24 protein-coding genes and 1 other annotated feature are annotated in these 23386 nt (G+C 39.4%); of the genes, 18 read left to right on the top strand and 6 right to left on the bottom strand.

From position 1 onward, the window contains the following. Positions 1-138 precede the first annotated feature (138 nt). The 5 genes from IGI52_RS08655 to IGI52_RS08635 all read left to right on the top strand — a co-directional run bounded on the left by IGI52_RS08655 (position 139) and on the right by IGI52_RS08635 (position 4872). Entirely contained in the window at positions 139-999 is an 861-nt protein-coding gene (locus IGI52_RS08655) for an alpha/beta fold hydrolase (protein WP_438781057.1), read from the top strand. A 121-nt stretch (positions 1000-1120) separates the two neighbouring features. Beyond that, positions 1121-2227, top strand: coding sequence for a lactate oxidase (locus tag IGI52_RS08650; protein ID WP_438781056.1), 1107 nt, complete (start codon positions 1121-1123; stop codon positions 2225-2227). Between the two features lie 126 nt (positions 2228-2353). Continuing rightward, entirely contained in the window at positions 2354-3109 is a 756-nt protein-coding gene (locus IGI52_RS08645) for a metal ABC transporter ATP-binding protein (RefSeq protein WP_227132457.1), read from the top strand. Continuing rightward, positions 3099-3953 carry a metal ABC transporter permease gene (locus tag IGI52_RS08640; protein WP_438781055.1) on the top strand — a complete coding sequence of 285 codons (855 nt, stop codon included), beginning with the start codon at positions 3099-3101 and terminating at the stop codon, positions 3951-3953. The genes IGI52_RS08645 and IGI52_RS08640 overlap by 11 nt, the downstream gene beginning before the upstream one ends. Then, on the top strand, positions 3943-4872 hold the full coding sequence (locus tag IGI52_RS08635; protein WP_438781054.1) for a metal ABC transporter substrate-binding protein: 930 nt from the start codon (positions 3943-3945) through the stop codon (positions 4870-4872). Before IGI52_RS08640 ends, IGI52_RS08635 begins: the two co-directional genes overlap by 11 nt. A 39-nt stretch (positions 4873-4911) precedes the next feature. On the opposite strand, the gene sdaAA is transcribed toward IGI52_RS08635, so the two are convergent. Together sdaAA and sdaAB are read right to left on the bottom strand one after the other, a co-directional pair. After that, positions 4912-5796, bottom strand: a complete 885-nt coding sequence (sdaAA, locus tag IGI52_RS08630; protein WP_102871513.1) for an L-serine ammonia-lyase, iron-sulfur-dependent, subunit alpha — start codon at positions 5794-5796, stop codon at positions 4912-4914. 16 nt (positions 5797-5812) lie between these two features. Continuing rightward, positions 5813-6487: an L-serine ammonia-lyase, iron-sulfur-dependent subunit beta gene (gene sdaAB, locus IGI52_RS08625; RefSeq protein ID WP_010746470.1), complete on the bottom strand. Its 675-nt coding sequence runs from the start codon at positions 6485-6487 to the stop codon at positions 5813-5815. Between the two features lie 298 nt (positions 6488-6785). Between sdaAB and rplK the strand changes: the two genes are divergently transcribed. The 4 genes from rplK (at position 6786) to rplL (ending at position 9263) form a co-directional block, all read left to right on the top strand. Then, positions 6786-7208, top strand: coding sequence for a 50S ribosomal protein L11 (rplK, locus tag IGI52_RS08620; protein ID WP_010739820.1), 423 nt, complete (start codon positions 6786-6788; stop codon positions 7206-7208). Between the two features lie 104 nt (positions 7209-7312). Further along, on the top strand, positions 7313-8002 hold the full coding sequence (gene rplA / locus IGI52_RS08615) for a 50S ribosomal protein L1 (protein ID WP_016181527.1): 690 nt from the start codon (positions 7313-7315) through the stop codon (positions 8000-8002). 54 nt (positions 8003-8056) lie between these two features. Further along, positions 8057-8183: a sequence feature (ribosomal protein L10 leader region), on the top strand. A 157-nt stretch (positions 8184-8340) separates the two neighbouring features. Further along, positions 8341-8841: a 50S ribosomal protein L10 gene (gene rplJ, locus IGI52_RS08610; protein WP_102871512.1), complete on the top strand. Its 501-nt coding sequence runs from the start codon at positions 8341-8343 to the stop codon at positions 8839-8841. 53 nt (positions 8842-8894) lie between these two features. Further along, positions 8895-9263 carry a 50S ribosomal protein L7/L12 gene (gene rplL / locus IGI52_RS08605; RefSeq protein ID WP_016181529.1) on the top strand — a complete coding sequence of 123 codons (369 nt, stop codon included), beginning with the start codon at positions 8895-8897 and terminating at the stop codon, positions 9261-9263. 325 nt (positions 9264-9588) lie between these two features. Here rplL and IGI52_RS08600 read toward each other — a convergent pair whose 3' ends face one another. Continuing rightward, the gene (locus IGI52_RS08600; RefSeq protein WP_102871511.1) at positions 9589-10212 is read right to left on the bottom strand and encodes a hypothetical protein; all 624 of its coding nucleotides are present in this window, start codon (positions 10210-10212) and stop codon (positions 9589-9591) included. Between the two features lie 191 nt (positions 10213-10403). Between IGI52_RS08600 and IGI52_RS08595 the strand changes: the two genes are divergently transcribed. Both IGI52_RS08595 and IGI52_RS08590 read left to right on the top strand, forming a co-directional pair. Further along, entirely contained in the window at positions 10404-10805 is a 402-nt protein-coding gene (locus tag IGI52_RS08595; protein WP_016181531.1) for an organic hydroperoxide resistance protein, read from the top strand. A 215-nt stretch (positions 10806-11020) separates the two neighbouring features. Then, the gene (locus IGI52_RS08590; RefSeq protein ID WP_437177484.1) at positions 11021-11674 is read left to right on the top strand and encodes an MIP/aquaporin family protein; all 654 of its coding nucleotides are present in this window, start codon (positions 11021-11023) and stop codon (positions 11672-11674) included. A 126-nt stretch (positions 11675-11800) separates the two neighbouring features. Here the strand turns inward: IGI52_RS08590 and IGI52_RS08585 are convergent, their stop codons facing one another. After that, on the bottom strand, positions 11801-12229 hold the full coding sequence (locus IGI52_RS08585) for a DUF6442 family protein (RefSeq protein ID WP_049218936.1): 429 nt from the start codon (positions 12227-12229) through the stop codon (positions 11801-11803). Between the two features lie 164 nt (positions 12230-12393). Further along, complete coding sequence (locus IGI52_RS08580; protein ID WP_102871509.1) at positions 12394-13728, bottom strand: amino acid permease; 1335 nt, start codon at positions 13726-13728, stop codon at positions 12394-12396. Positions 13729-14184: 456 nt separating this feature from the next. Here IGI52_RS08580 and IGI52_RS08575 point away from each other — a divergent pair, with 456 nt between their 5' ends. Then, positions 14185-14427, top strand: coding sequence for a GlsB/YeaQ/YmgE family stress response membrane protein (locus IGI52_RS08575; RefSeq protein ID WP_016181535.1), 243 nt, complete (start codon positions 14185-14187; stop codon positions 14425-14427). 39 nt (positions 14428-14466) lie between these two features. Here the strand turns inward: IGI52_RS08575 and IGI52_RS08570 are convergent, their stop codons facing one another. Next, the gene (locus IGI52_RS08570; RefSeq protein WP_438781052.1) at positions 14467-15408 is read right to left on the bottom strand and encodes a 2-dehydropantoate 2-reductase; all 942 of its coding nucleotides are present in this window, start codon (positions 15406-15408) and stop codon (positions 14467-14469) included. A 266-nt stretch (positions 15409-15674) separates the two neighbouring features. On the opposite strand from IGI52_RS08570, the gene IGI52_RS08565 reads away from it, so the two are divergent. The 6 genes from IGI52_RS08565 to IGI52_RS08540 all read left to right on the top strand — a co-directional run bounded on the left by IGI52_RS08565 (position 15675) and on the right by IGI52_RS08540 (position 23336). Beyond that, the gene (locus tag IGI52_RS08565; protein WP_016181537.1) at positions 15675-16733 is read left to right on the top strand and encodes a DUF871 domain-containing protein; all 1059 of its coding nucleotides are present in this window, start codon (positions 15675-15677) and stop codon (positions 16731-16733) included. Next, positions 16726-17616, top strand: a complete 891-nt coding sequence (gene murQ, locus IGI52_RS08560; protein WP_016181538.1) for an N-acetylmuramic acid 6-phosphate etherase — start codon at positions 16726-16728, stop codon at positions 17614-17616. Before IGI52_RS08565 ends, murQ begins: the two co-directional genes overlap by 8 nt. A 12-nt stretch (positions 17617-17628) precedes the next feature. Beyond that, on the top strand, positions 17629-19581 hold the full coding sequence (locus IGI52_RS08555) for a glucose PTS transporter subunit IIA (protein ID WP_438781051.1): 1953 nt from the start codon (positions 17629-17631) through the stop codon (positions 19579-19581). A 111-nt stretch (positions 19582-19692) separates the two neighbouring features. Continuing rightward, entirely contained in the window at positions 19693-20010 is a 318-nt protein-coding gene (locus tag IGI52_RS08550; RefSeq protein WP_102871505.1) for a DUF1905 domain-containing protein, read from the top strand. Between the two features lie 271 nt (positions 20011-20281). Continuing rightward, positions 20282-20956 carry a methionine synthase gene (locus IGI52_RS08545; RefSeq protein WP_438781050.1) on the top strand — a complete coding sequence of 225 codons (675 nt, stop codon included), beginning with the start codon at positions 20282-20284 and terminating at the stop codon, positions 20954-20956. 4 nt (positions 20957-20960) lie between these two features. Beyond that, complete coding sequence (locus IGI52_RS08540; RefSeq protein WP_438781049.1) at positions 20961-23336, top strand: homocysteine S-methyltransferase family protein; 2376 nt, start codon at positions 20961-20963, stop codon at positions 23334-23336. Positions 23337-23386 lie beyond the last annotated feature (50 nt).

The raw sequence follows: 23386 nt of genomic DNA, 5'->3' as shown, positions 1-23386 counted from the left end.
TGTTTTTTTAGATACAAGCGGTACAATTGCTAAATTTCCGCTAACTTGTAAGCGTGTCATTGAGTTATACGACCTTTAAAACTATAGTGTAGAGTGAAACATGTCCTAAAACTGTCATAATGAAGTGGAGTTGAAAGAATGAAAAAAGTATTTTTGAGCATTGTTGCGACATTAACCGTTTTATTGCTCGTTGGTTGTGGAAGCAAGCAAACAAAAGAAGTGGAAAAAACACAAGCATCAGCATTAACCCAAAAAAAGGATGATCCAGCTTTTAAGAAAAGCGCGGTGCCAACTGTTTTTATTCATGGCTATGGGGGAACCATTAATTCCTTTGGTGGGATGATTCAGCGACTTTCAAGCGAAAGGAAAACTACGAAGGAAATGCTGATTACGGTTCAATCAGATGGTTCTTTAAAGGTTGATGGTGAACTAAGTAAGAAAAAGGATAATCCAACTATCCAAGTCTTGTTTACCGCCAATAAAGATACTGAATGGAATCAGACTGAATGGATCTATACTGTTTTGAAATATTTGAAGCAACAGGGGGTAGATCAAGTAAATCTTGTTGGACATTCGATGGGCGGTGTTAGTTCACTGCGCTATTTAACAACCTATGGTCAACCAAAAGATGCTTCGACGATAAACAAATTCATTTCAATCGGAGCGCCATTTAATGATTTTACAGAATCATCTGAATCGATTGATGATGTATTAAGAAACGGTCCAAGTGTAAAAGCCGGCAGATACATAGATTATCAGAATGGCATTGCTAATGTACCTAATAAATTGCCGATATTATTATTAGCAGGGAAAATAAATCAGGAGACAGTTACAGATGGAACCGTTCCTCTCAATAGTGCATTAGCAATATTTTCTTTATTGAAAGATCATGGAAATCCTATCAAATATCAAATTTTTACTGGACCAAATGCCCAGCATAGTCAATTACACGAGAATCTTAACGTTGATAAAACTGTCGCGGATTTTTTGTGGAATTAAGTAGCCTGTGTTGGTCGTTCCGGTTTATCTGAGTAAGGCTGGAATAGAAGACAAGTTCCTTGCTTACTTTTTGTAAGAGTATTATGATAATTCTTGTATTAAAAAGAAAGAAGGATTTATCATGACTTATCAAGCAAGTAACGAAGAACATCCAATTGAAATCGTGAATATTGCTTCACTCGAAGGTCGGGTGAAAGAACGCATGGAAAAAGGTGCGTTTGGTTATATTCGCGGCGGTTCTGAAGATGAATGGACAATGAAAGAAAACACCTCTTCATTTAATAAAAAAACAATTATGCCTCGGGTATTACGAGGAATTGATCATGCTGACTTAAGTACGAAACTTTGGGACATGGATTTGGCAACTCCAATTATCCAAGCGCCATCAGCTGCACAAGGATTAGCTCATGAAAAAGGTGAAGCGGATACCGCTAAAGGAGTGGCTGCTGCCGGATCGATCTTTTCGATTAGTACCTATGCTAATACAACGATTGAAGATGCGGCGGCCGCAGCACCCAACGCTCCTCAATTTTTCCAATTGTATATGAGTAAAGATGATGGCTTTAATGCGTTCATCTTAGAAAAAGCTGTTAAAGCTGGAGCAAAAACTATTATCCTAACAGCAGATTCTACGCTTGGTGGATATCGCGAAGAAGATATCGTTAACAAATTCCAATTTCCGCTTCCAATGCCTAACTTAGCTGCTTATAGCGCTAAAAGTGCTAGCGGAGATGGCGAAGGAAAAGGAATCGCAGAAATCTATGCAGCGGCTAAACAAGGTTTAGTACCTGAAGATATCAAGAAAATCAAAGACTTAACTAGCTTGCCAGTTTTCGTGAAGGGGATTCAATCACCAGAAGATGCCGAAGTTGCCATCGCAGCTGGAGCTGACGGGATTTGGGTTTCAAATCATGGGGGTCGTCAACTAGATGGCGGACCGGCATCATTTGACGTATTGCCATTGATCGCTGGCGTTGTAAACAAGCGTGTACCGATCGTATTTGATAGCGGTGTTCGTCGCGGTGAACATGTCTTCAAGGCTTTGGCCAGTGGGGCTGACCTAGTAGCAATCGGTCGACCAGTCATTTACGGGTTAAATTTAGGCGGTGCTGAAGGTGTGAAATCAGTTTTTGATCATTTGAACAAAGAGCTTTCCATCACAATGCAACTTGCTGGAACTAAAACGATCAATGAAGTAAAAAATACAAGACTACATGATACAAAATAATTAGTATGAAAGCTTCACCAAGAAAAACCTCTTCTTGGTGAAGTTTTTTTCTTTTTTCTTGCATACGCCTTCTTTTTAGCTTATCATTAACTAAAATATTAGGTTAGCCTAAAATAGAAAAGAGGGATAGAAATGGAAACGATTCGTATCGAAAATCTTTCGGTTGCATATCGCGGGAAGATTGCATTGGAGCATGTGAATTTGGAACTATCTGCTGGGAAATTAACAGGAATCGTCGGGCCTAATGGTGCCGGAAAATCTACCTTAATGAAAGGGGTACTGCAATTGATTAAAATACAATCAGGCAGAATTTATTATGGCACTGAGCCACTTAATAAACAGCGGGAAAAAATTGCCTATGTAGAGCAGCGTCAAGACATTGATTTGAGTTTTCCTATTGATGTTTTTGGGGTAGTTTTATTCGGGACCTATCCGCATTTAAAAATATTTCAACGCCCAGGAAAAAAAGAGAAGACATTTGCCCTAGAATGCTTGAGGAAGGTTGGACTGTCTGAATATGCAGGACGGCAAATTAGTGAGCTATCGGGCGGACAGCTACAAAGAGTCTTTATTGCACGAGCACTGGCGCAAAAGGCGGAATGGATTTTATTAGATGAGCCCTTTGCCGGGATTGATGCAACTAGTGAGAAAATTATTATCGAATTACTTAAGGAATTGCGGGATGAAGGAAAATCGATCGTGATCGTCCACCATGATCTCCATAAGATAACGGATTATTTTGATGAGGTGATCTTATTGAACAAAGGATTGATTGCGTCTGGACCAGTCGCTCAAACTTATACATCGCAGAATATGGAAAGAACTTACGGCAGTGAAATTACACAAATGTTAAGAGTGGGAGGTGCGGACTTTGCTTCATGATTTTTTTCAAGGACTAATGGAATACCAATTTTTACAAAACGCATTGATTACCTCGATTATGGTGGGCATATCTGCGGGTGTGATTGGCTCTTTTATCATTCTCAGAGGCATGTCATTAATGGGAGATGCGATTTCTCATGCGGTTTTACCAGGGGTAGCGATCTCCTATATGTTAGGGAGCAGTTATATCATTGGCGCGACTTTTTTTGGAATTTTTTCAGCAGCATTGATCGGCTTTGTCGGAAAACATAGTCGTCTAAAAAATGATACCGCGATCGGAATTGTTTTTAGTTCCTTTTTTGCTTTAGGAATCATTCTGATCTCTTTTGCTCGGAGTGCAACAGATCTTTATCATATTCTTTTTGGCAATGTTTTAGCAGTTCGTGATTCAGATATGTATCTGACAGCGCTTGTTATGATAATCGTTGTTTTAGCGGTATTGCTATTTTATAAGCAATTAAAACTAACCTCCTTTGCTCCAACGATGGCGCAATCTTATGGCTGGAATATCAGCTTGATTAACTATGGCTTGATGTTTCTGCTGACATTAGTCGCTGTAACGTCATTGCAAACAGTTGGTACGATTTTAGTCATTGCGATGCTGATCACACCAGCGGCTACAGCCTACCAGTTAACCAATAAGCTGTCTATCATGGTTGGTTTATCAACAGCATTTGGTGTTTTTAGTGCGATCATCGGTTTGTATTTCAGCTATAGTTACAATCTTCCGTCAGGCGCAACGATTGTGATGACAGCGGCGGTCTTTTTCATCGCAGCATTTTTATTTTCACCAAGTAAAGGCTTGATTCAACAAGTAAGAAAGGAACGTATGTATGAAGCATAAAAAAATCTTTTTTGCAGGTATGGTCGGTTTACTTCTACTCACAGGCTGTGGGTCACGGAGTAGTGAACATGTTGAGAAAAATAGCTCAAAGAAGCTATCTATAGTCGCGACAAATTCGATCATTGCAGATATGATCAAAGAGGTCGGAAAAGATGAGGTGAGTGTTCACAGTATCGTACCAGTTGGGACAGATCCGCACGAGTACGAGCCGTTACCAAAAGATATAAAAAAAACCAGCGAAGCAGATGTTGTTTTCTATAACGGCCTGAACTTAGAAACAGGTAATGGCTGGTATGACAAATTAATGGACACGGCTAAGAAAAAAGAGAATAAAGACTATTTTGCAGTCAGTAAAGAAGTTGAACCAATTCACCTGACCAGTAACAGTAAGCAAGAAGACCCACATGCTTGGTTGGATATCACTAACGGGATTTTATATGTGAAGCAAATCCAAGCTGTTTTGAGCGATCAAGATCCTGATAATCGATTGAATTACGAGAGAAATGCGGAAGCTTACATTAAAAAGCTTAAAGAGCTAGATGCTTCAGCGAAAGAAAAATTTTCCGATATTCCCAGTGAGAAAAAGTTGTTAGTAACCAGTGAAGGAGCTTTTAAGTATTTTTCAAAGGCTTATGATTTAACTGCAGCTTATATATGGGAAATCAATACGGAAAGTCAGGGAACACCAGAACAAATGAAACAAATCGTCGAAAAGGTTCGTGCATCGGAAGTCCCATCATTGTTTGTTGAGACGAGTGTTGATAGACGCAGTATGGAACGACTGTCAAAAGAAGTTAATCTGCCGATCTATAGCGATTTATTCACTGATTCATTAGCTAAAAAAGGAAAGACAGGGGATAGCTACTATAGCATGATGAAGTGGAACTTAGATAAAATTCACGAAGGATTGATGAAATAGCAAAAGCAGCTGACTAGCAATCAGCTGCTTTTAATCTGTTTAAACGGTCGCTTTTTCTGGTTCGCCAAAGACTTGTTTTTGTAGACGCAACCCAGTTGGGGTAGTGGCTACTCCGCCTTCTGCAGTTTCTTTGAAGATTTGCGGCATTGCACGCCCAACCTTATACATTGCCTCTACCACTTCATCCGGTGGAATGACGCTGCGGATGCCGGCTAACGCCATATCTGCGGAGATAAATGCTTGAGAAGCCCCCATCGCATTTCGTTTTACACAAGGAACTTCAACTAAACCAGCAACAGGATCACAAATGAGCCCCATCACATTTTTTAAGGTAATAGCAAGTGCATTTGCGGCCATTTCAGGTGTGCCGCCATTGGCAGTAACTAAAGCCGCAGCTGACATAGCACTGGCAGAACCGACCTCGGCTTGACAGCCACCTTCAGCGCCAGAGATTGAGGCATTATTTGCCATTACTAAACCAAACGCACCAGCTGTAAATAGGAAATCAATCTGTTCATCATGAGTCAAATTTAGTTTTTCTCGTGCCGCCATTAAAACACCAGGTAGTACGCCGGCGCTACCAGCAGTAGGGGTGGCACAAACTAAGCCCATCTTAGCATTGACTTCATTGACCGCTATCCCGTTACGAACGGCTTTTAAAATCGTTTCGCCGCTCATGAATTTGCCGCTTTCGATATAATCGTTCATACGTTTGGCATCGCCCCCAGTAATCCGGGTTACGGAGGTTACTCCTTGAATGCCTTCCTCGATTGAACTTTCCATTACTTCTAGATTGCGTTCCATTAACGCAATGATTTCTTCACGAGTTCGATCAGTTAACTCCATTTCAGTCGCGATCATCAATTCGCCGACAGTCGGATAATCCTGTGCTTGTTCTACAAGCTCTTGGATTGAATAAAACATGACAATTCCTCCTATGCTATTTGAAATAAGTAACGCTCAGCACATCGTCTTCACGTTTAATCTCTTGTCTTAACCCTTCCGGATCATCTGGTGTATCATCAATTTCTAACAAAACAATGCCGTTTTCGCCTCGTGTTTTGCGAGTCATTGTAACTTTTCCGATATTCAAGCCGTGTTTCATAAAAATGGTAGATACACGAGAAAGAAGACCGGGTACATCCTTATTAATGATGATATAGGTTGGATTCCCCATGCCAAGGGAGATGCTGTAGCCATTCATTTCAGTGATCTGGATATTCCCGCCACCAATTGAAACACCAGTAACGGACATCTCTAAATCACCTTTAATCATGCGCAAGGTAACAGTATTCGGATGATCGGCGATTTCTTTTTTGGGAACGAATAGCACTTCCATACCTTGTTCGTGAGCAATTTTCAATGAATCAGATAGGCGAGGATCGTCAGGTTCCATTCCTAAAATTCCACCTACTAAAGCAATATCTGTCCCGTGTCCACGATAAGTCTTAGCGAAAGATTCATACAAATCAAACTCTACAGAGTCCGGACGCTCACCGAAAATCATTCGGCAAACTTTTCCAATTCGTGCAGCACCAGCAGTATGTGAGCTACTTGGTCCAACCATCACTGGACCAATAATGTCAAAAACACTTCGATATTTTAATACTTCCATTATTTTAAGCCTCCCTAAATTATCCGATGAAAATCCTCATCAAGTCGACCATAGTGTAACATATACGCTTTCAGAAAATAGTTAGATTAATAATTTATTTTGTTATTCTCATAATAGTTAAAGGGTTTGTGAAGCGTTTTATTATTGTCAGAAAAGTTCGAATAGATAATTTTTTTCTTGCGTTCGTTGAAGAATTCTGCTATGATACCAAAGTGTGTCTTTGAGCACACGTTTTAAAGTGGGAGGAGAAATTTTGATCTCCAATTAACCACATCACGGACTCAAGGAGGTATGTCTCGTGGCAAAAAAAGTAGAAAAATTAGTTAAATTGCAAATTCCTGCAGGGAAAGCAACACCAGCTCCCCCAGTAGGTCCTGCACTAGGTCAAGCGGGTATCAACATCATGGGATTCACAAAAGAATTCAATGCTCGTACAGCTGATCAAGCAGGTTTGATCATTCCAGTTGTGATCTCTGTATATGAAGACCGTTCATTTACATTCATCACAAAAACACCGCCAGCTGCCGTATTATTGAAAAAAGCAGCGAAGATCGAAAAAGGATCAGGCGAACCAAACAAAAACAAAGTTGCAAAAGTTACTAGCGATCAAGTAAAAGAAATCGCTGAGTTGAAAATGCAAGACCTAAACGCTGCTAACGTTGAGTCAGCAATGCGCATGGTTGAAGGAACTGCACGAAGCATGGGTATCACTGTCGAATAATTGTCGATGTACCCAAGAAAGTAGCTTCTCAGTTGGCTCCCTATCTAAAGATACGGAACACGTGGGAGGTTCTACCGTTATAACCACATCAAGGAGGAAACAAAATGGCTAAAAAGAGCAAAAAAATGCAAGATGCATTAAAAAAAGTTGATACTACTAAAGCTTACCCAGTTGCGGAAGCAGTAGCATTAGCAAAAGAAATTAACTTCGCAAAATTTGACGCAACGGTTGAAGTTGCTTACAAATTGAACGTTGATCCTAAAAAAGCAGACCAACAAATCCGTGGAGCAGTTGTGCTTCCAAACGGAACTGGTAAAACTCAAACTGTTTTAGTATTCGCTAAAGGCGAAAAAGCAAAAGAAGCTGAAGCTGCTGGCGCTGATTTCGTTGGCGACGACGACATGGTTGCAAAAATCCAAGGTGGATGGTTCGACTTCGACGTTGTTGTAGCGACACCTGATATGATGGCTACAGTTGGTAAATTAGGTCGTGTGCTTGGACCAAAAGGTTTAATGCCTAACCCTAAAACTGGTACTGTAACAATGGATGTTACAAAAGCGGTTGAAGAAGTTAAAGCTGGTAAAGTAACGTACCGTGTTGATAAAGCTGGTAACGTTCATGTGCCAATCGGTAAAGTATCATTCGACGATGCGAAATTGGTTGAAAACTTTAACACAATCAACGAAACTTTAGTAAAAGCAAAACCTGCGACTGCTAAAGGTCAATACATTAAAAACATTTCAATGACAACAACATTTGGACCTGGTATCCATGTTGAACAAACTGCTATCTAATTAATTTTAGAAAAGTACTTGACTCGGCTAGCTTATCTATGGTAAGTTAGTCGAGGTTAAATATTAACTGTACCGAAGACAGTAGGTGACGCAAGTCTTAATTTCCTACCGAGGACGTTTATTGAGAACATTCAATAGTCCCTCTATGTCTACGGTGGCATGGAGTTTTTTTTGCATGTTTAACACGGTGATTGGCGGGCGTTTTTCCCGACTGAGCCGATGTTGAACAGCACTGGTCGACCGCAGGGAGAGGAGTTTCCTTATAAAAGAGACAACCTGCCTGAAGTTCTTCCGTAGCTCAAAAACTCTTCCATCAAAATCAGGAGGTGAAATATATAATGAGTGAAGTAGCAATCGCTAAAAAAGCCGCTATCGTTGATGAAGTCACTGAAAAATTCAGCGCAGCAGCTTCAGCCGTTATCGTTGATTACCGTGGTTTAACAGTAGAACAAGTGACTGAATTACGTAAACAACTACGCGACGCTAACGTTGAAATGAAAGTTATCAAAAATTCTATCTTGGTTCGTGCTGCTGAAAAAGCTGGCTTGAACGGATTAGAAGAAGTATTCTCAGGACCTACTGCAGTAGCATTTAGTAATGAGGATGTAGTTGCTCCAGCTAAAATTATCGACGAGTTCGCTAGTAAAGCTGACAAACTAGAAATCAAAGGCGGTATCATTGAAGGAAAAGTAGCTTCTATCGAAGAAATTACTGCTCTTGCAAAACTACCGAACCGCGATGGACTTCTTTCTATGCTATTATCTGTCCTTCAAGCGCCAGTCCGCAACGTGGCTTACGCTGTGAAAGCAGTCGCAGAAAAAGAAGAAGAAGTAGCTTAATCGCTGCATAAAATATAAACTAATAAAACTTACCTAAACGGAGGAAATTTAAAATGGCATTGAACATTGAAAACATTGTCGAAGAACTTAAAGGCGCGACAATCTTAGAATTAAACGACTTAGTTAAAGCTATCGAAGACGAATTTGGCGTAACTGCTGCTGCTCCTGTAGCTGCTGCTGGCGCTGTTGCAGGTCCTGCTGCTGAAGAACAAACAGAATTTACTGTTGAATTAACAGCTGTTGGCGATCAAAAAGTTAAAGTTATCAAAGCAGTTCGTGAAGCAACTGGTCTTGGCTTGAAAGAAGCTAAAGCTGTAGTTGATGGCGCTCCTGCACCAGTTAAAGAAGATGTATCTAAAGAAGACGCTGAAGCACTTAAAGCTGCTTTAGAAGAAGTTGGCGCATCTGTAACATTAAAATAATCACTTTTGATTATTCAAAGGGAGATCTGATTTCAGGTCTCTCTTTTTTTTTGCTTAAAGGAACATTTTTTCGATCACAGTGAAGCGTGAAAACAATAATGAAATGAACATATTTTTACTTCTATCACGGAATGAGAGAACCTTGTTTTATATGTGAGGGGTAGTTTAAAAAATACGAATTAAATGATGTAGCATTAAGATTTTGCGCTTATTTCAATCGTTCCTTTCTGTTTGCTGAAGGAGCAACTAACTAAATGATGCTTTTAACAGTGAGGCTAAAAAAGCCGAGCTATTGAAATGCTCGGCTGGCAATAATAAATGTATTCTATTGTAGAACTTCTAGCATAACATCTGATTGGTCTGCTGAGACGTTTCCAGCATAATTCGGTGTAGCTAAAGAAAGTCTGCCATGTTTATTATGAAATAAGTATAGATTTCCAGATTGATAGTTTCTATTTGTTGCACCAGATATCTGAACACCAATTGAAAGCATGGTACTCACCTCAACTGTTCGAATTTCATTTGTCTCTGCTGAAAATAATCGGATTGATTTTACTGGGACATCTTGCATCATAAAATTATAAACGGTCTCATTATTGGTATCAGCATTGAAAGTGATTTGGTTTGTGTTCGTATTAATATTTATTGAATCAGGTACATTGATACCATTAAAATAGAAGGTCGCATACCCACCGAATTCATCAGCAGTAACGCTATCCACCTCAGACTGTTTAGTAGATGTGGATTCAGAAGAAAATAACTGGCTACTTGAACTACCGGACAAGGATGCTGCTGAATATGTGAAGCTTGATGAGCCTTTACTACGTTCTGAGCTTTCTGTTGTACTCGCTTCACTGGTAGAACTTTTATTAGATTCCTGTGATGGACCACGATTGCACCCAACAAGCAAGAACGATGTAACGAGATAAATCGAAAAAATTTTTTTCAACGACAAACCTCCCTTCGTAATAAATTATAACACTAAACAATTTTATTGTAATCGTTTACAAATAATTTGTCATTTTTACCAAAAATGCATCTTTGTTGAATTAAAACATTCAAGTTTTGAGCAATATCTTTGTATCATCAAGTAATAACGCGTAGACTATTAATCAAGAAGAAGAAAAGGACTGATGCTTTTTGAAAAAAATGTATGAAACAGCAATGATTAACCACGGCGGGCGTACTGGCGATGTTCAAGCGCCAAACGGTAGTATGAAAATGAAGATTGAGCCACCTTCTATTCACGCAGAAGGAACAAACCCTGAGCAACTTTTTGCGGCGGGTTACGCTTCTTGTTTCAACGGTGCAGTTCATCATATGTTGAAGGAACATAATCTTGAGTCAGATGCAGAAGTCAAGGCACGTGTGTCCTTGTATCAACTAGATGACGGCGGTTATCAAATCGGAGTGATTTTGGAAACTTCATTACCTGGAGTAGAAAAAGAAGAAGCTCAAAAAATTATTGAAGAAGCACACGAATTTTGTCCCTATTCAAAAGCAACGCGTGGAAACATCGATGTAGAAGTTGAATTGGTCTAGCAAGTGCATCCCTCGAATTTTCGAGGGATTTTCTATTTTCATTGACTTTCATTGTATTGTGAAAATTAATGAAATAACGCTTTTTATCTAAAAAAAATTTCAGTTAATTAGCAAAAAAGAGAAAAAAATAAGAGGCTATTCTTATCGCTTTACAAAAAATTGGGAATTAACTAAACTTGAGTCTCAATGATTTTTGTAAAGGATGTGTTATGAAAATGAAGAAATACTTAGCAGAATTTCTAGGTACCTTTATGCTAGTTTTTCTAGGAACTGGTACAGTCGTTGTTGCTAAAGGTGGCACGCTGACGATTGGTTTAGCTTTTGGTTTGGCGATCACGATTATGGCGTATGCTGTGGGGGGGATTTCAGGAGGAAACTTCAATCCTGGTGTATCTATTGCAATGATGATCAACAAACGTCTAGAAGTGAAGGATGGGATTTTTTATATCATCGCCCAAGCATTAGGTTCGATTGTAGCTTCAGCAATTTTATCTATTTATGTTCATGCGCTAAAATTACCTAGCGACGGCTTTGGTCAAACGGATTTTCCTAACATCAGTGCTGCTCAAGCATTTGGTGTAGAAACATTAATCACTTTCCTATTCGTATTCGTAATCTTAATGGTGACGAGTGAAAAATACGGCAATGCTCAAATGGCTCCGTTAGCCATCGGTATCACGTTAGCATTCTTGATTATCGTTGCTTTAAATTTAACTGGTGGGTCATTGAATGCTGCTCGTAGTTTAGGACCAGCTATTTTTGCTGGCGGCAGTGCTTTATCACACTATTGGGTATACTTACTAGCACCAACATTAGGAGCTGTGATTGCTGCATTTGTTGCGAAATTCATGGGCAGTGAAGAAAAATAATTTTTTATTGAAGGCGATCATGAAGGTCGTCTTTTTTGTATATGTAAATCAATAAAAAAGAAATTTCATTCCAATAGAAAAACGAGCGGAACTCAGTATCCTGCTCGTTTTTTGCATTTAAGTGAATCAAAGCGTTTTTTGAATTTTTGTGAGGTGATATAGATAGTACCCAATAACGAAAAGGTAGGCGATAACCATCGGAATTATGACGTTAAAGGAGATGCCCATTAAAGCGAAGGTTAATAATAACGCAGAGTAAATGTACAACATAATATCGAAACCTTTTGCTTTGGCCATATTCCCGATCATTACGTTTCGTTCATCTTTCGTGTCGATTTCAACTTGCTTAGCTAGTTTGGGATTTTTTTCGATTGTTTTTTTACTGACGAAGTCTCCGATTCCATTTCCAAATAAACCGCATCCTAATCCGATGCAAAGATAAGGTAAAGTTTTCATAATACCTTGAGAATTATCAACTGTTTTTATTAAGTAGAAACCTACACCGATCAACACCACACCTACTAGAGTGATCAATAGTTCTTTTGTCTTCTTCATTATTCTTCCTCCTCCCGTAAAGGAACAATCTATAAAGTATTTGATTAAGGAAAGTTTGCTTTACATTTATAGTATAAAGCATAATGTTGTTTATGTAAAGCGTGCTTTCCATAACGTGTAAAATAAAAGTCGCATCGATCCAGAATAGATCGATACGACAAGTTTTAGATGTGTTCAGAAACTGTAGCTGACTGTTTTTTACGATAGCTGAAAAGAATGACTAAGTAGATACATGCGGTAAAAAGTGTTACTCCAATTGGATTATTCATCAGAATGCCAACGAAGATTAATCCCAAAACGAGGATTACTAATCCACTAAAGAATTTTTCGGCTTTCGTCCCTTTTTTTAAGGCCAATACAAAAGCTGCCACACTGATTAATAACCAAGTTAATAAAACGGAATACGATAGTGAACCCACCAAATAATTAAACAATTGATTTCCTAGAAAATAGGACAAGATGACTCCAAGGTAAAGAGTACCTGTACAGAATAAAACGGCACGTTGAGGTACTTGATGCTTATTCAAAACAGCTAACTTTGAAGTAAAGCCGGCATTTTCTTTCACTCGGAAGTATAGCGTTCTAGAAGAAGCGTAGACGCCTGAGTTGATCGAAGAAAATAGAGCTAACACAATTACAAAGTTTACAATGTCAGTAGCAAACGGAATATGCATTTTTTGAAAGACCATCACGAACGGGCTAGCAGTAGTTGACGCCAAAGTATCCCAACGATAGATAATCAAAAGCAAGACCATCGGCACAATATAAAAAGAGATAATTCTTCCCATTACACCTTTGATGGCTTTAGGGATTGCTGTTTTAGGATTCTCTGTTTCACTAACAGTAATTGCGATCAATTCAGAACCGCCATAAGAATAAATTACGACGAGAAGAGAATTGACAAGACCGTTTAATCCATGAGGTGTGAAGCCACCGTGACTGTTCATGCGAGATATCGTATCGACAAAACCAATATCAAAAATCTCACGTCCGACTAAATAAGCGCTAAAAACGATCAAAATTATAATAACAGCGATTTTGATGAAAGCTAACCAATACTCTGTTTCTGCAAATAGTCGAACAGAGTACAAATTGATTAACGTAGTCAGCAGAGCTAGGATTAGCACAAATACCCAAGAGGGAACGTGTGGAAACCACAGCTGCATAAAGCTTGCTGCCGCAACTGCTTCAGCGATAATATTGACCATCCATAAGGACCAGTACAACCAATCAATAAAATCAGCCGTTCTTTCGCCAAGGAAAGGTTTGATGATTCCTGACAAACCTTGAACATTGTCGCTGTCCAAGACTAAACGTCCCAGTCCATTCATCACAATAAAGAGAACTAAACCGCCTAGTAGAAAGGCCAGGATTACGGAAGGACCAGCAATTCCGATCGCCTCTCCGCTGCCTTTGAATAATCCTGCGCCAATCGCGCCGCCTAACGCCAACATCATGATGTGACGAGAGGTCATTTGTTTTTGTAATTTATTTTCCATTAGAATGCCTCGTTTCAATAATAGATAGAATAGTTTGTAGATTTGAAATATTCTGATAATTATTTGACTATAATACCAAAATATTCTGACAATTCTACTTTCATGAAAAATATTTCATTTTATTTTCATTTAGCAGCTATAAATGGCTAGTGTTAGTTATTTTATAAGCTAAATTAAACGAAATTTGATCAAATAAGCGGTTAAAACTTTTTTCGTTAATTAAATCAGTTGAAAATCTTCATTTTCTAATACTTTACTGTTTTTCCTTTCAATTTTTTCTCAGCTTAGGAAATTTATGAAATTAGTAACGAAATAGCCATAAATGCTGATTCTATAGTGTTTTTATAGTGTTTAATAAAAGTAAACTATTGATTTTCAAGCAAGATAATAGGAAAAAAGGAATCTTATTTGTAACATAAAAGAGTAATTATTTTATATAGAAAGAGGGAGAGAAGAATGAGTTGGTTATGGACATTAATTATTGGCGCATTGATCGGTGTAATCGCTGGAGCAATTACTAAAAAAGGTGGTTCAATGGGATGGATCGCTAATATTGTTGCCGGTTTAGTAGGTTCTGCAATTGGTCAAGCCTTACTTGGCTCATGGGGCCCTAGCTTAGCAGGTATGGCACTGGTTCCTTCTATTATTGGTGCTGTGATTGTTGTTGCAGTGGTTTCATTCTTTATTGGAAGAAAATAGAAATATGGACTCAAAATAAAAAAGCGCAAAGGCGCTTTTTTATTTTGTATTCAACAATTCTTCTTTGGCATGGATCAGTTGAGTCAAAAAGGCACAGTAGGGTGTATCGATTTGATAGTTCTTGCCTTTTTGCCAAACGGCACCATTGATATAGTCAATCTCTGTTTTCCGATGATTGCGAATCAAGTCCTGATACATTGATGGAAAATGCAATCCTTGTGTTTTGACATCATAAGTGGCTTCGATCGCTTGAATGACTTGTGCTTGATTTAGTTCAATTCCTTCAGCTTTAGCGACTGCGGCAAACTCACCGACAATTGTTTCAATGAAATTTCTAGCTACACTTAGTGAACCAAACTCAGCGATATTACAATCTAAAATTGTACATAATCCATTCAGAGTACCATTGATACAAGCCTTTTTCCAAATAGAATAGCGCACATTATTACTATAGATGGGATTTAGTTTTGCTTTTTGAAAAACTTCCAAGACCTTCAAAGTAAAAGCCTTTCCTTTCGGATCTAAATTTTCCATTTCGATACTACCTGTCCCGACAAGTTTTGCATGACCAGGACCGGATAGACCAGCTGTCCAAGTGGTTGTACCAAAAAAAATATTTTCTTTTGGCACGAATTTTGACAGAGTTTCTTCATGTCCCAAACCATTTAATAGGCAAAAGACGAACGTGCTTTTACCGATGATTGGCTGTATATCCTGAAACATTGCTTCAAGCTGCATCGATTTGGTTAAAGCAACGACTAAATCAACATTGGCATGATCCTCTACGATTTCTTCAGGTGAATAAATCGGCAGATGAGCAATTACCTCATGATCTTCAAATTCTCCGATCAATCCTTTTTCACGTATAGCGTTAATATGATCCGGCCAGCGATCAATTAAAATGACCTCATTGCCAGCTTGATGAAGCATCAATCCGATGCGACTCCCCATAGCACCTGCTCCAGCAATTGCGATTTTCATATCTATAATTCCCCTTTCAAGTTCCATTGACTAGTATACATAAAAAGCCGTAAAAAGACGGATTAGGCGCTCAATCACGAAATGATATTTCATCAATATAAAATTAACTATGAAATAGTGTTGCATTTTATATTGTTAGCGTTTATAATCACTTCATAAAGTTGAAATGGTTTTCACAGGGAGTGATGATTTTAGAATCTCCTGTAAAACAAGACTGTAAGACAACTTAAGAAACAGATATTTTCCTAGCCAAAAGGAGGAAGCTGATGTTTGGATTTTCAATTTTCTTAAATGAAGGATTAACAAGGGATACAACACAGTATATAAAGGAAATGGCAGAATACGGTTTTTCTGGTATTTTCACGTCCTTGCATATCCCGGAAGATGATGCATCGCAATATCGTAAGCGCTTGACTGATTTAGGATCTATCGCCAAAACCTATCAATTAGAGTTGATGGTTGATATCTCTGGTGAAGCGTTGGATCGCGCAGGTTTTTCCTTTAAGCATTTGAGAGAGCTTAAAGAAATTGGTGTGACAGGATTACGAATGGATTATCACATTAGTAATCAACAGATTGCTGAATTGTCTCAAGAAATGACCATTGCATTGAATGCTTCGACGATTACTGAGATAGACATCCAAGAATTACGTGAAGCAAATGCGGACTTTGATCATCTAGAAGCTTGGCACAACTATTATCCAAGACCTGAAACCGCTTTAGACAAGGATTGGTATCACGAGAAAAACCAATGGTTGAAGGCTTATGGATTTACGATTCAAGGGTTTGTTCCAGGTGATGAAAAGCTGCGCGGTCCACTGTACCGAGGACTCCCAACTCTGGAAGAGCATCGCGGAATGCATCCTTTAGCAGCAGCTTTAGATTTATCAAACGAAACTGATAAAGTTTATATCGGTGACAGCGGGTTATCAAAAGAGGTCTTAAGACAATTTTCTTTCTATATAAAAGAAGAAGCGCTAAAACTAAGAGTGGAAGCATTTGATAAGCAAATTGAGTATGTTTTAGGTACACACATCAATCGTCAAGATGAAGCTCGAGATGTCATTCGCAGTGCTGAAGCTCGATTCAAAAAAATCCCGAATGTCGAGCCGCTATCGGTTAGGAAAAGGGATGTTGGTGCTGTAACGATTGATAATGCTAAGTATTTGCGCTACATGGGGGAAATTCAAATTGTGAAGCGAGCACTGCCTGCCGATGAGAAAGTAAACGTTGTAGGACAGGTGATCGCTGAGGATCAGGCTTTAATAAATCATATTAAAGCAGGACAGAAATTTTATATAGAGAGTGTGGAAAAGAATGATTAATTTAGAAAACTTAACAACAGAACGACGTAATGAAACAACTTTTGGTTTAGATGAAATGAGTGTGGCAGAAGCCGTGCAATTGATGAATCAGGAAGATCATAATGTACCAGATGCAGTAGCAGAACAATTACCACAAATTGAAAAAGTAATTGAAGCAACAATCACCGCCTTCAAAAAGGATGGCCGTTTGATTTACATGGGCGCAGGAACCAGCGGACGTTTAGGCGTTTTGGATGCGGCAGAATGTGTACCAACTTTCGGTGTTGAGGCAGAAATGGTTGTTGGCTTGATCGCAGGTGGGGAACAGGCTATGACAGTAGCTGTTGAAGGAGCAGAAGACGACGCAGACTTAGGTGCACAGGATTTAAAAGATTTGCATTTGACTGAAAATGACATGGTTATCGGAATCGCTGCCAGCGGCCGGACACCTTATGTCATCGGCGGATTAGATTATGCTCGTTCAATCGGAGCTGCCACTGGAACAATTTCCTGTAATAAAGGTGCTGAGATCAGTAAACATGCGGATCTGCCAATTGAGGTCGATTGCGGACCAGAGTTCTTAACAGGCTCTACTCGTTTGAAATCAGGAACAGCACAAAAATTAATCTTGAACATGATTTCAACTATTAGCATGATTGGAATTGGTAAGGTCTATAACAACTTAATGGTAGACGTGAAGCCAACTAATGAAAAATTAGTCGAACGTTCAAAACGGATTATCATGCAAGCAACGGAGGCTGACTATGAAACGGCAGCACATTATTTTGCAGAAGCCGAACAAAATGTAAAATTAGCGATCGTGATGATTTTGACAGATAGTTCTAAAGAAGAAGCCGCTGAGAAACTAATCCGAGCTGACGGATTTGTTAAAAAGACAATTTAGGAGGGAAGAACAATGGCGAAAGATGAATTAACCTTGAACCAAATTGCTAAAAAAATATATGCTGGTGCAGGCGGAATGGAGAATGTCCAAAGTGTCGTTCATTGCATGACTCGCGTGCGGATGAGCGTTCGTGATGATAGTAAGGTCGATCAGGCTAAATTGAAGAATATTCCAGGTGTCTTAGGTGTGGTTGATGATGAGCAGTTACAAGTCATCATCGGTCCAGGAAAAGTCAATAAGGTCGCAAAAGAAATGGTCGATATGGCCGGTGTCGGACTTGGTGAGGAAATCCCTCAAGGCTCTGGTAAAGATAAAGTCAATGCAAAGGCAGCAGAAATGAAGGCGGCACAAAAAGCCAAGCAAAAGAACTCTCCCTTCAAAGCAGTTTTAAAAGATATTTCTAACATTTTCGTTCCGATGATTCCAGCGTTTGTGGGGTCAGGTTTAGTTGCAGGGATTGCAGCGATTTTGACGAACTTAGTAACTGCCGGAACGATTGATGCAGCGAATTGGCAACAAATTATTGATGTCATGAACATACTGAAAAACGGAATGTTTACTTATCTAGTTATTTTCACAGGTGTAAATTCTGCACAAGTCTTCGGTGCGAACCCAACACTGGGTGGAGTTATCGGAGCTGTCGTATTGTTAACAGGAATGAATCCTGAAGCGCCGATCAAGAACTTGTTTACAGGTGATGCTTTAGCGGCTGGTCAAGGCGGGATTATCGGTGTAATCTTTGCCGTTTGGTTGTTATCGATTGTTGAGAAGCAATTACACAAAATTATTCCTGATGCGGTGGATATTATCATAACGCCAATGCTTTCCTTATTAGTGATCGGTCTATTAGAAATTTTCTTGATCATGCCTTTAGCAGGATTTATTTCTAATGGTATGGTAGGCGGAATCAACTGGGTGCTATCAGTCGGTGGAGCATTTTCTGGTTTTGTCTTAGGTGCATTGTTCTTGCCAATGGTTATGTTTGGCTTGCATCAGATTCTTACACCGATCCATATTCAAATGATCGGCGAAACTGGTAAAACATTATTGTTACCGATCTTAGCTATGGCTGGGGCAGGACAAGTAGGTGCGGCTTTTGCTCTTTGGATGAAATTACGTAAGGACAAAGAGTTAACTGAAATGATCAAGGGTGCTTTACCTGTGGGGATTTTAGGTATTGGAGAACCATTAATTTACGGGGTAACGTTGCCGTTAGGACGTCCCTTCATTACTGCTTGTATTGGTGGAGGAATTGGTGGTGGTGTCTTAGGGGCACTTGGAGGAATCGGAGCAATTGCAATCGGACCTTCGGGTGTCGCGTTGATCCCATTGATCGCGAATGGTCGCTGGTGGGGGTATGTTCTAGGTTTGTTAGCGGCTTATGCTGGTGGTTTTGTAGCAACTTATTTCTTCGGTATTCCTAAAGATAAGCTGGCTGAGCAAAAGCTAGCAGAAACAACAGTTGTTGAAACAAATGAATTGGTTGACACACCGGTAGCTGCTCATACAACAAATATTTTCACGGCAGTAGCACAAGGTTCGGTGCATCCATTAGAAGAGGCGGCAGATCCTGTTTTTGCTGAGAAAATGATGGGAGAAGGCTATTTTGTTGAACCAACGGATGGTGCGATATTCTCGCCTGTTGCCGGAAAAGTTTCAACAATTTTCCCAACAAAACACGCGATCGGTATTACGACAGACAGCGGATTAGAGGTCTTGTTACACATGGGCATCAATACGGTTGAGTTAGATGGAAAACCATTTGAAGTGTTGACAAAAGAGGGGCAAACAGTTACGCCTGAAACACAGATCGCTTCTGTTGATTTGGCCGAAATCAAACAAGCTGGAAAAGGTACATCAATGATGGTATTGATTACAAACATGAATGATGTTGCAACCCATGTCTTAGAAAAAACTGGTGCTGTTCATGCCTCAGAAGAAGTTTTTAAAGCAACAACAATATAGTCATAAAAAAGCGATGCTGTTTCGGCGTCGCTTTTTTGTAGAAAACTGACACCGGTTGTCGCATTAGTTATGCTACACTTTTCTCAAAGACAAAGAAGGGGTGTTTCGCCTATGAAGGAACCAGGGATTAACTATCAGTTTTCAGCAAAGGTCTGTCATCATTCTTCTTCACCAGAGATGCCTGGCTGGATGTTAGTTATACTCCCAAAGGAACTTTCCTTTGAGATTAGAAAACTGTTCAAGGAGTTAGAGGAGGGCTGGGGTCGCATGAAAGTGATAGCTCAAATCGGAAAAAGTGAATGGCGAACGGCCATCTGGTTTGATACCAAACAAGGAACTTATTTACTTCCAATCAAGGCAGAGATCAGGAAAAAAGAACAGATCGTAAAAGATCAGGTCGTAAATATTGTGATTATGATAAATATCTAAACAAAAGCGAGGAAGAATATGATTTCTTCCTCTTTATTTTTGTCCTTAAGTAGTCACACGAATTTTAAAAATCATACTTTTAGGATATTATGAATTTTTTCACAATTAGTGATACTCATTCGGTGTTTTTTGTGCTATTCTCTAGAATAAGAATTTTAAAGAAATGTGAACAGCTGGTTAAGAGAAAGTGAGAAAAATAGCTCCGCTAGGAATCATCTTAACTTGAAGCGATGTTCGGTGGAATTGTAGTAAAACAAGGAGTATTTATACGATGGAGATAGGTTTGGATAAAAAAGAAATATTGCGTTATCTCGGTTATCGAAGCAAGCAAGAATTAACCACTGAAATGGATGTTCAAATTCTACAATTAATGGAGGAAATCAAACATGTTGCTGTTCCTCGCTATACGTTTCTAATTTTTCCTTGTCGTAGCAATGAAACAGAAAAAAGCATTCAAGTAGTGGGAACGGACTTGATTTTAGAAGGTAAAGCCATATACAATCATCTGAAGAATGCTAATAAGGTTGCCTTATTGGCGGCAACTTTAGGAATTGAAGTGGAACGGCAAATTCGTAAATATGAATTGACAGAGATGAGCAAGGCCTTAATTTTAGATGCCTGTTGTGTGGAATACATTGAAAAAATTTGTGATTTAGCAGAGTGTGAAATTGAAAAAGAAGTGAGTAATGAGCACTTAGTTTTAAATCGTCGGTTTAGTCCCGGCTATGGAGATCTATCAATCGAGACACAAGCGAAATTTTTAGCGGTTACAGATGCGACAAAACGTGTAGGCATCAATTTGAGCGACAGCTTCTTGATGATTCCTCGCAAATCAGTTACTGCAATCATTGGTCTGTTTACTGATGGAAAATTAGCTCGTCCGCGACGAAAAAAAATTGCTTGCGGCGATTGTTCAATGAATAAAAATTGTGAATATCGAAGGTGAAAAAATGACAATTATCGAAGATTTGACTGAAAACAGATTGCTTTTTGATGGTGCGATGGGAACCATGCTGCAAAAAATGGGTCTGCCAGTGGGAATGGAGCCTGAATATTTCAATTTGAGCCATCCTGAAACGATTACGCAGATTCACCAAGAATACGTGGCAGCCGGAGCGGATGTTATTACCGCCAATACATTTCAAGCGAATCAAGTAAAATTGAAACAAACAGAGTTGCCAGAGATCATCGAAGCGGCGATCAACCTAGCAAGAGCGGCTCAACCGAAATACGTTGCTTATGATATGGGCCCCATAGGCCAATTGATGGCACCCATGGGAACCTTAAGTTTTGACCAAGCGTATGAAATGTTTCGAGAACAGGCTGTGTTGGCAGAAAAGGCCGGAGCAGATCTAGTAGTGATTGAGACGATGTCGGATTTATTGGAGACAAAGGCGGCAATTTTAGCAATCAAAGAAAATACCTCATTGCCGATTTTTTGCACGATGACATTTCAGGAAGATGGTCGAACTTTTGTCGGTACAGACCCCTTAACAGCGGTTTTGACCTTGCAGTCATTAGGGATTGAGGCGGTTGGAGTAAACTGTTCTTTAGGTCCAAATGAACTATTGCCAATCGTGAATGAAATCTTAACCTATGCCAACATACCAGTGATGGTTCAAGCAAATGCTGGCTTGCCAGAAATGAAAGATGGTCAAACCTTTTATCCGTTGACGGTGGACGATTATGGTTTAGCTGTTGAAAAAATGCTGAATAGCGGTGTTCGCATCGTAGGCGGTTGCTGCGGAACAAATCCGGATTTTATTCAGAAAATTCGCCAACTGATTGATGACATCCCTCCAGTTGCTTTAACTCCGCAAAAAGTAACGGCCGTTACCTCTGGGAGTCAAACGATTGTTTTAAATGAAGGATTGCATTTAATTGGCGAACGAATCAATCCTACTGGGAAAAAACGTCTGAAAGAAGCGCTGAGGAAAAAAGATATAAGCTATATTTTGAAGGAAGGCTTGAAGCAAATTGAGGCTGGAGCGGATATTTTGGATGTCAATGTCGGTTTGCCGGAAATTGATGAAGCTGAGATGATGCAAAAAGTTGTTCAAGAGCTGCAAGGAATTGTCACAGCTCCTTTACAAATTGACAGCTCCAGTATCACAGCGATTGAGGCCGGAGCTCGTTACTATAATGGTAGACCATTGATCAATTCAGTAAACGGAAAAGAAGAAAGTATGCGGGAAATATTCCCGATTGCTAAAAAATATGGAGCAGTGGTTTTAGGGTTAGCGTTAGACGAAACGGGGATTCCTGATACGGCTGAAAAACGGTTGGCAGTAGCTGAAAAAATTGTTGAAACTGCTGCTAGTTATGGGATTGCCAAAGAAGATGTCATGATTGATCCGTTAGTGCTAACGGCATCTGCTCAACAAGAACAGGTACAGGTGACCCTAGATACGATCAAGCTGGTTCGAGAAAAATTGGGTGTATTGACTGTTGCTGGGTTAAGCAATGTTTCTTTTGGTCTGCCGAATCGGGAAAGTCTGAATGGGGTGTTTTTGGCGGCAGCCGTGGGGGCTGGACTTAATGCGCCGATTGTTAATCCCCTCTCAGATATTCTGATGCAAGTGGTGCAGGCATTAAAAGTCATTAATAACCAAGACCAGGATGCGATGGAGTATATTGCTAATAACCAACAAGTAATAGATCAGACAGCTTCTCTGGTTACGAGCGATCAAAAAAATACTGATGACTTGAAAACGTTGATTCTAAAAGGGCAAAAGGATGAAACGCCAACTTTAACAAAACGCTTATTAGAAACGAAAACCCCTCTGGAAATCGTTAATGATTATTTCATTCCTGCGTTAGATGAGGTAGGTTCAAAATTTGAAAAAGGTCTCCTGTTTTTGCCTCAACTGATGCAATCAGCTGAAGCGGTTCAGCGGTCACAAGAAGTATTAAAGCAGTATTTTGAGGCTAACGGACAGGAAACAGAATATAAAGGAAGAATTCTGTTAGCGACTGTACAGGGGGATATTCATGATATTGGTAAAAATATTGTGAAGATGGTGTTGGAAAATTATGGCTTTGAGGTAATTGATTTAGGAAAAGATGTACCGATTTCTATGGTGGTTGAGACACTCAAAGAAGAAAAGATTCAGTTGGCTGGCTTAAGTGCTTTGATGACAACGACGGTCCAAAACATGAAGAGCACGATTCAAGCCGCTAGAGAAGCAGGTTTAGATACAAAATTCATGGTGGGCGGAGCAGTGCTAAATGAAGAATACCGAGAATTTGTTGGTGCAGATTATTACGCCAAAGATGCTTTAAATAGTGTCACGATTGCGCAAGAATTCTTCCAAGACAAAAAATAAAACAGCCGAGTAAAATGGATGATTTCTAGACATTTTACTCGGCTTTTCTA

It is taken from the genome of Enterococcus sp. DIV0187 (genome assembly GCF_051713785.1).
Lineage (GTDB): Bacteria > Bacillota > Bacilli > Lactobacillales > Enterococcaceae > Enterococcus_A > Enterococcus_A avium.
This window is presented reverse-complemented; position numbering and strand designations above follow the sequence as displayed.

Coding starts and splice junctions, on each gene's coding strand:
- IGI52_RS08655 (WP_438781057.1), top strand. CDS start 139: ATGAAAAAAGTATTTTTGAGCATTGTTGCGACATTAACCGTTTTATTG.
- IGI52_RS08650 (WP_438781056.1), top strand. CDS start 1,121: ATGACTTATCAAGCAAGTAACGAAGAACATCCAATTGAAATCGTGAAT.
- IGI52_RS08635 (WP_438781054.1), top strand. CDS start 3,943: ATGAAGCATAAAAAAATCTTTTTTGCAGGTATGGTCGGTTTACTTCTA.
- sdaAA (WP_102871513.1), bottom strand. CDS start 5,796: ATGTTTTATTCAATCCAAGAGCTTGTAGAACAAGCACAGGATTATCCG.
- sdaAB (WP_010746470.1), bottom strand. CDS start 6,487: ATGGAAGTATTAAAATATCGAAGTGTTTTTGACATTATTGGTCCAGTG.
- rplA (WP_016181527.1), top strand. CDS start 7,313: ATGGCTAAAAAGAGCAAAAAAATGCAAGATGCATTAAAAAAAGTTGAT.
- rplJ (WP_102871512.1), top strand. CDS start 8,341: ATGAGTGAAGTAGCAATCGCTAAAAAAGCCGCTATCGTTGATGAAGTC.
- rplL (WP_016181529.1), top strand. CDS start 8,895: ATGGCATTGAACATTGAAAACATTGTCGAAGAACTTAAAGGCGCGACA.
- IGI52_RS08590 (WP_437177484.1), top strand. CDS start 11,021: ATGAAGAAATACTTAGCAGAATTTCTAGGTACCTTTATGCTAGTTTTT.
- IGI52_RS08585 (WP_049218936.1), bottom strand. CDS start 12,229: ATGAAGAAGACAAAAGAACTATTGATCACTCTAGTAGGTGTGGTGTTG.
- IGI52_RS08580 (WP_102871509.1), bottom strand. CDS start 13,728: ATGGAAAATAAATTACAAAAACAAATGACCTCTCGTCACATCATGATG.
- IGI52_RS08575 (WP_016181535.1), top strand. CDS start 14,185: ATGAGTTGGTTATGGACATTAATTATTGGCGCATTGATCGGTGTAATC.
- IGI52_RS08570 (WP_438781052.1), bottom strand. CDS start 15,408: ATGAAAATCGCAATTGCTGGAGCAGGTGCTATGGGGAGTCGCATCGGA.
- IGI52_RS08565 (WP_016181537.1), top strand. CDS start 15,675: ATGTTTGGATTTTCAATTTTCTTAAATGAAGGATTAACAAGGGATACA.
- murQ (WP_016181538.1), top strand. CDS start 16,726: ATGATTAATTTAGAAAACTTAACAACAGAACGACGTAATGAAACAACT.
- IGI52_RS08555 (WP_438781051.1), top strand. CDS start 17,629: ATGGCGAAAGATGAATTAACCTTGAACCAAATTGCTAAAAAAATATAT.
- IGI52_RS08550 (WP_102871505.1), top strand. CDS start 19,693: ATGAAGGAACCAGGGATTAACTATCAGTTTTCAGCAAAGGTCTGTCAT.
- IGI52_RS08545 (WP_438781050.1), top strand. CDS start 20,282: ATGGAGATAGGTTTGGATAAAAAAGAAATATTGCGTTATCTCGGTTAT.
- IGI52_RS08540 (WP_438781049.1), top strand. CDS start 20,961: ATGACAATTATCGAAGATTTGACTGAAAACAGATTGCTTTTTGATGGT.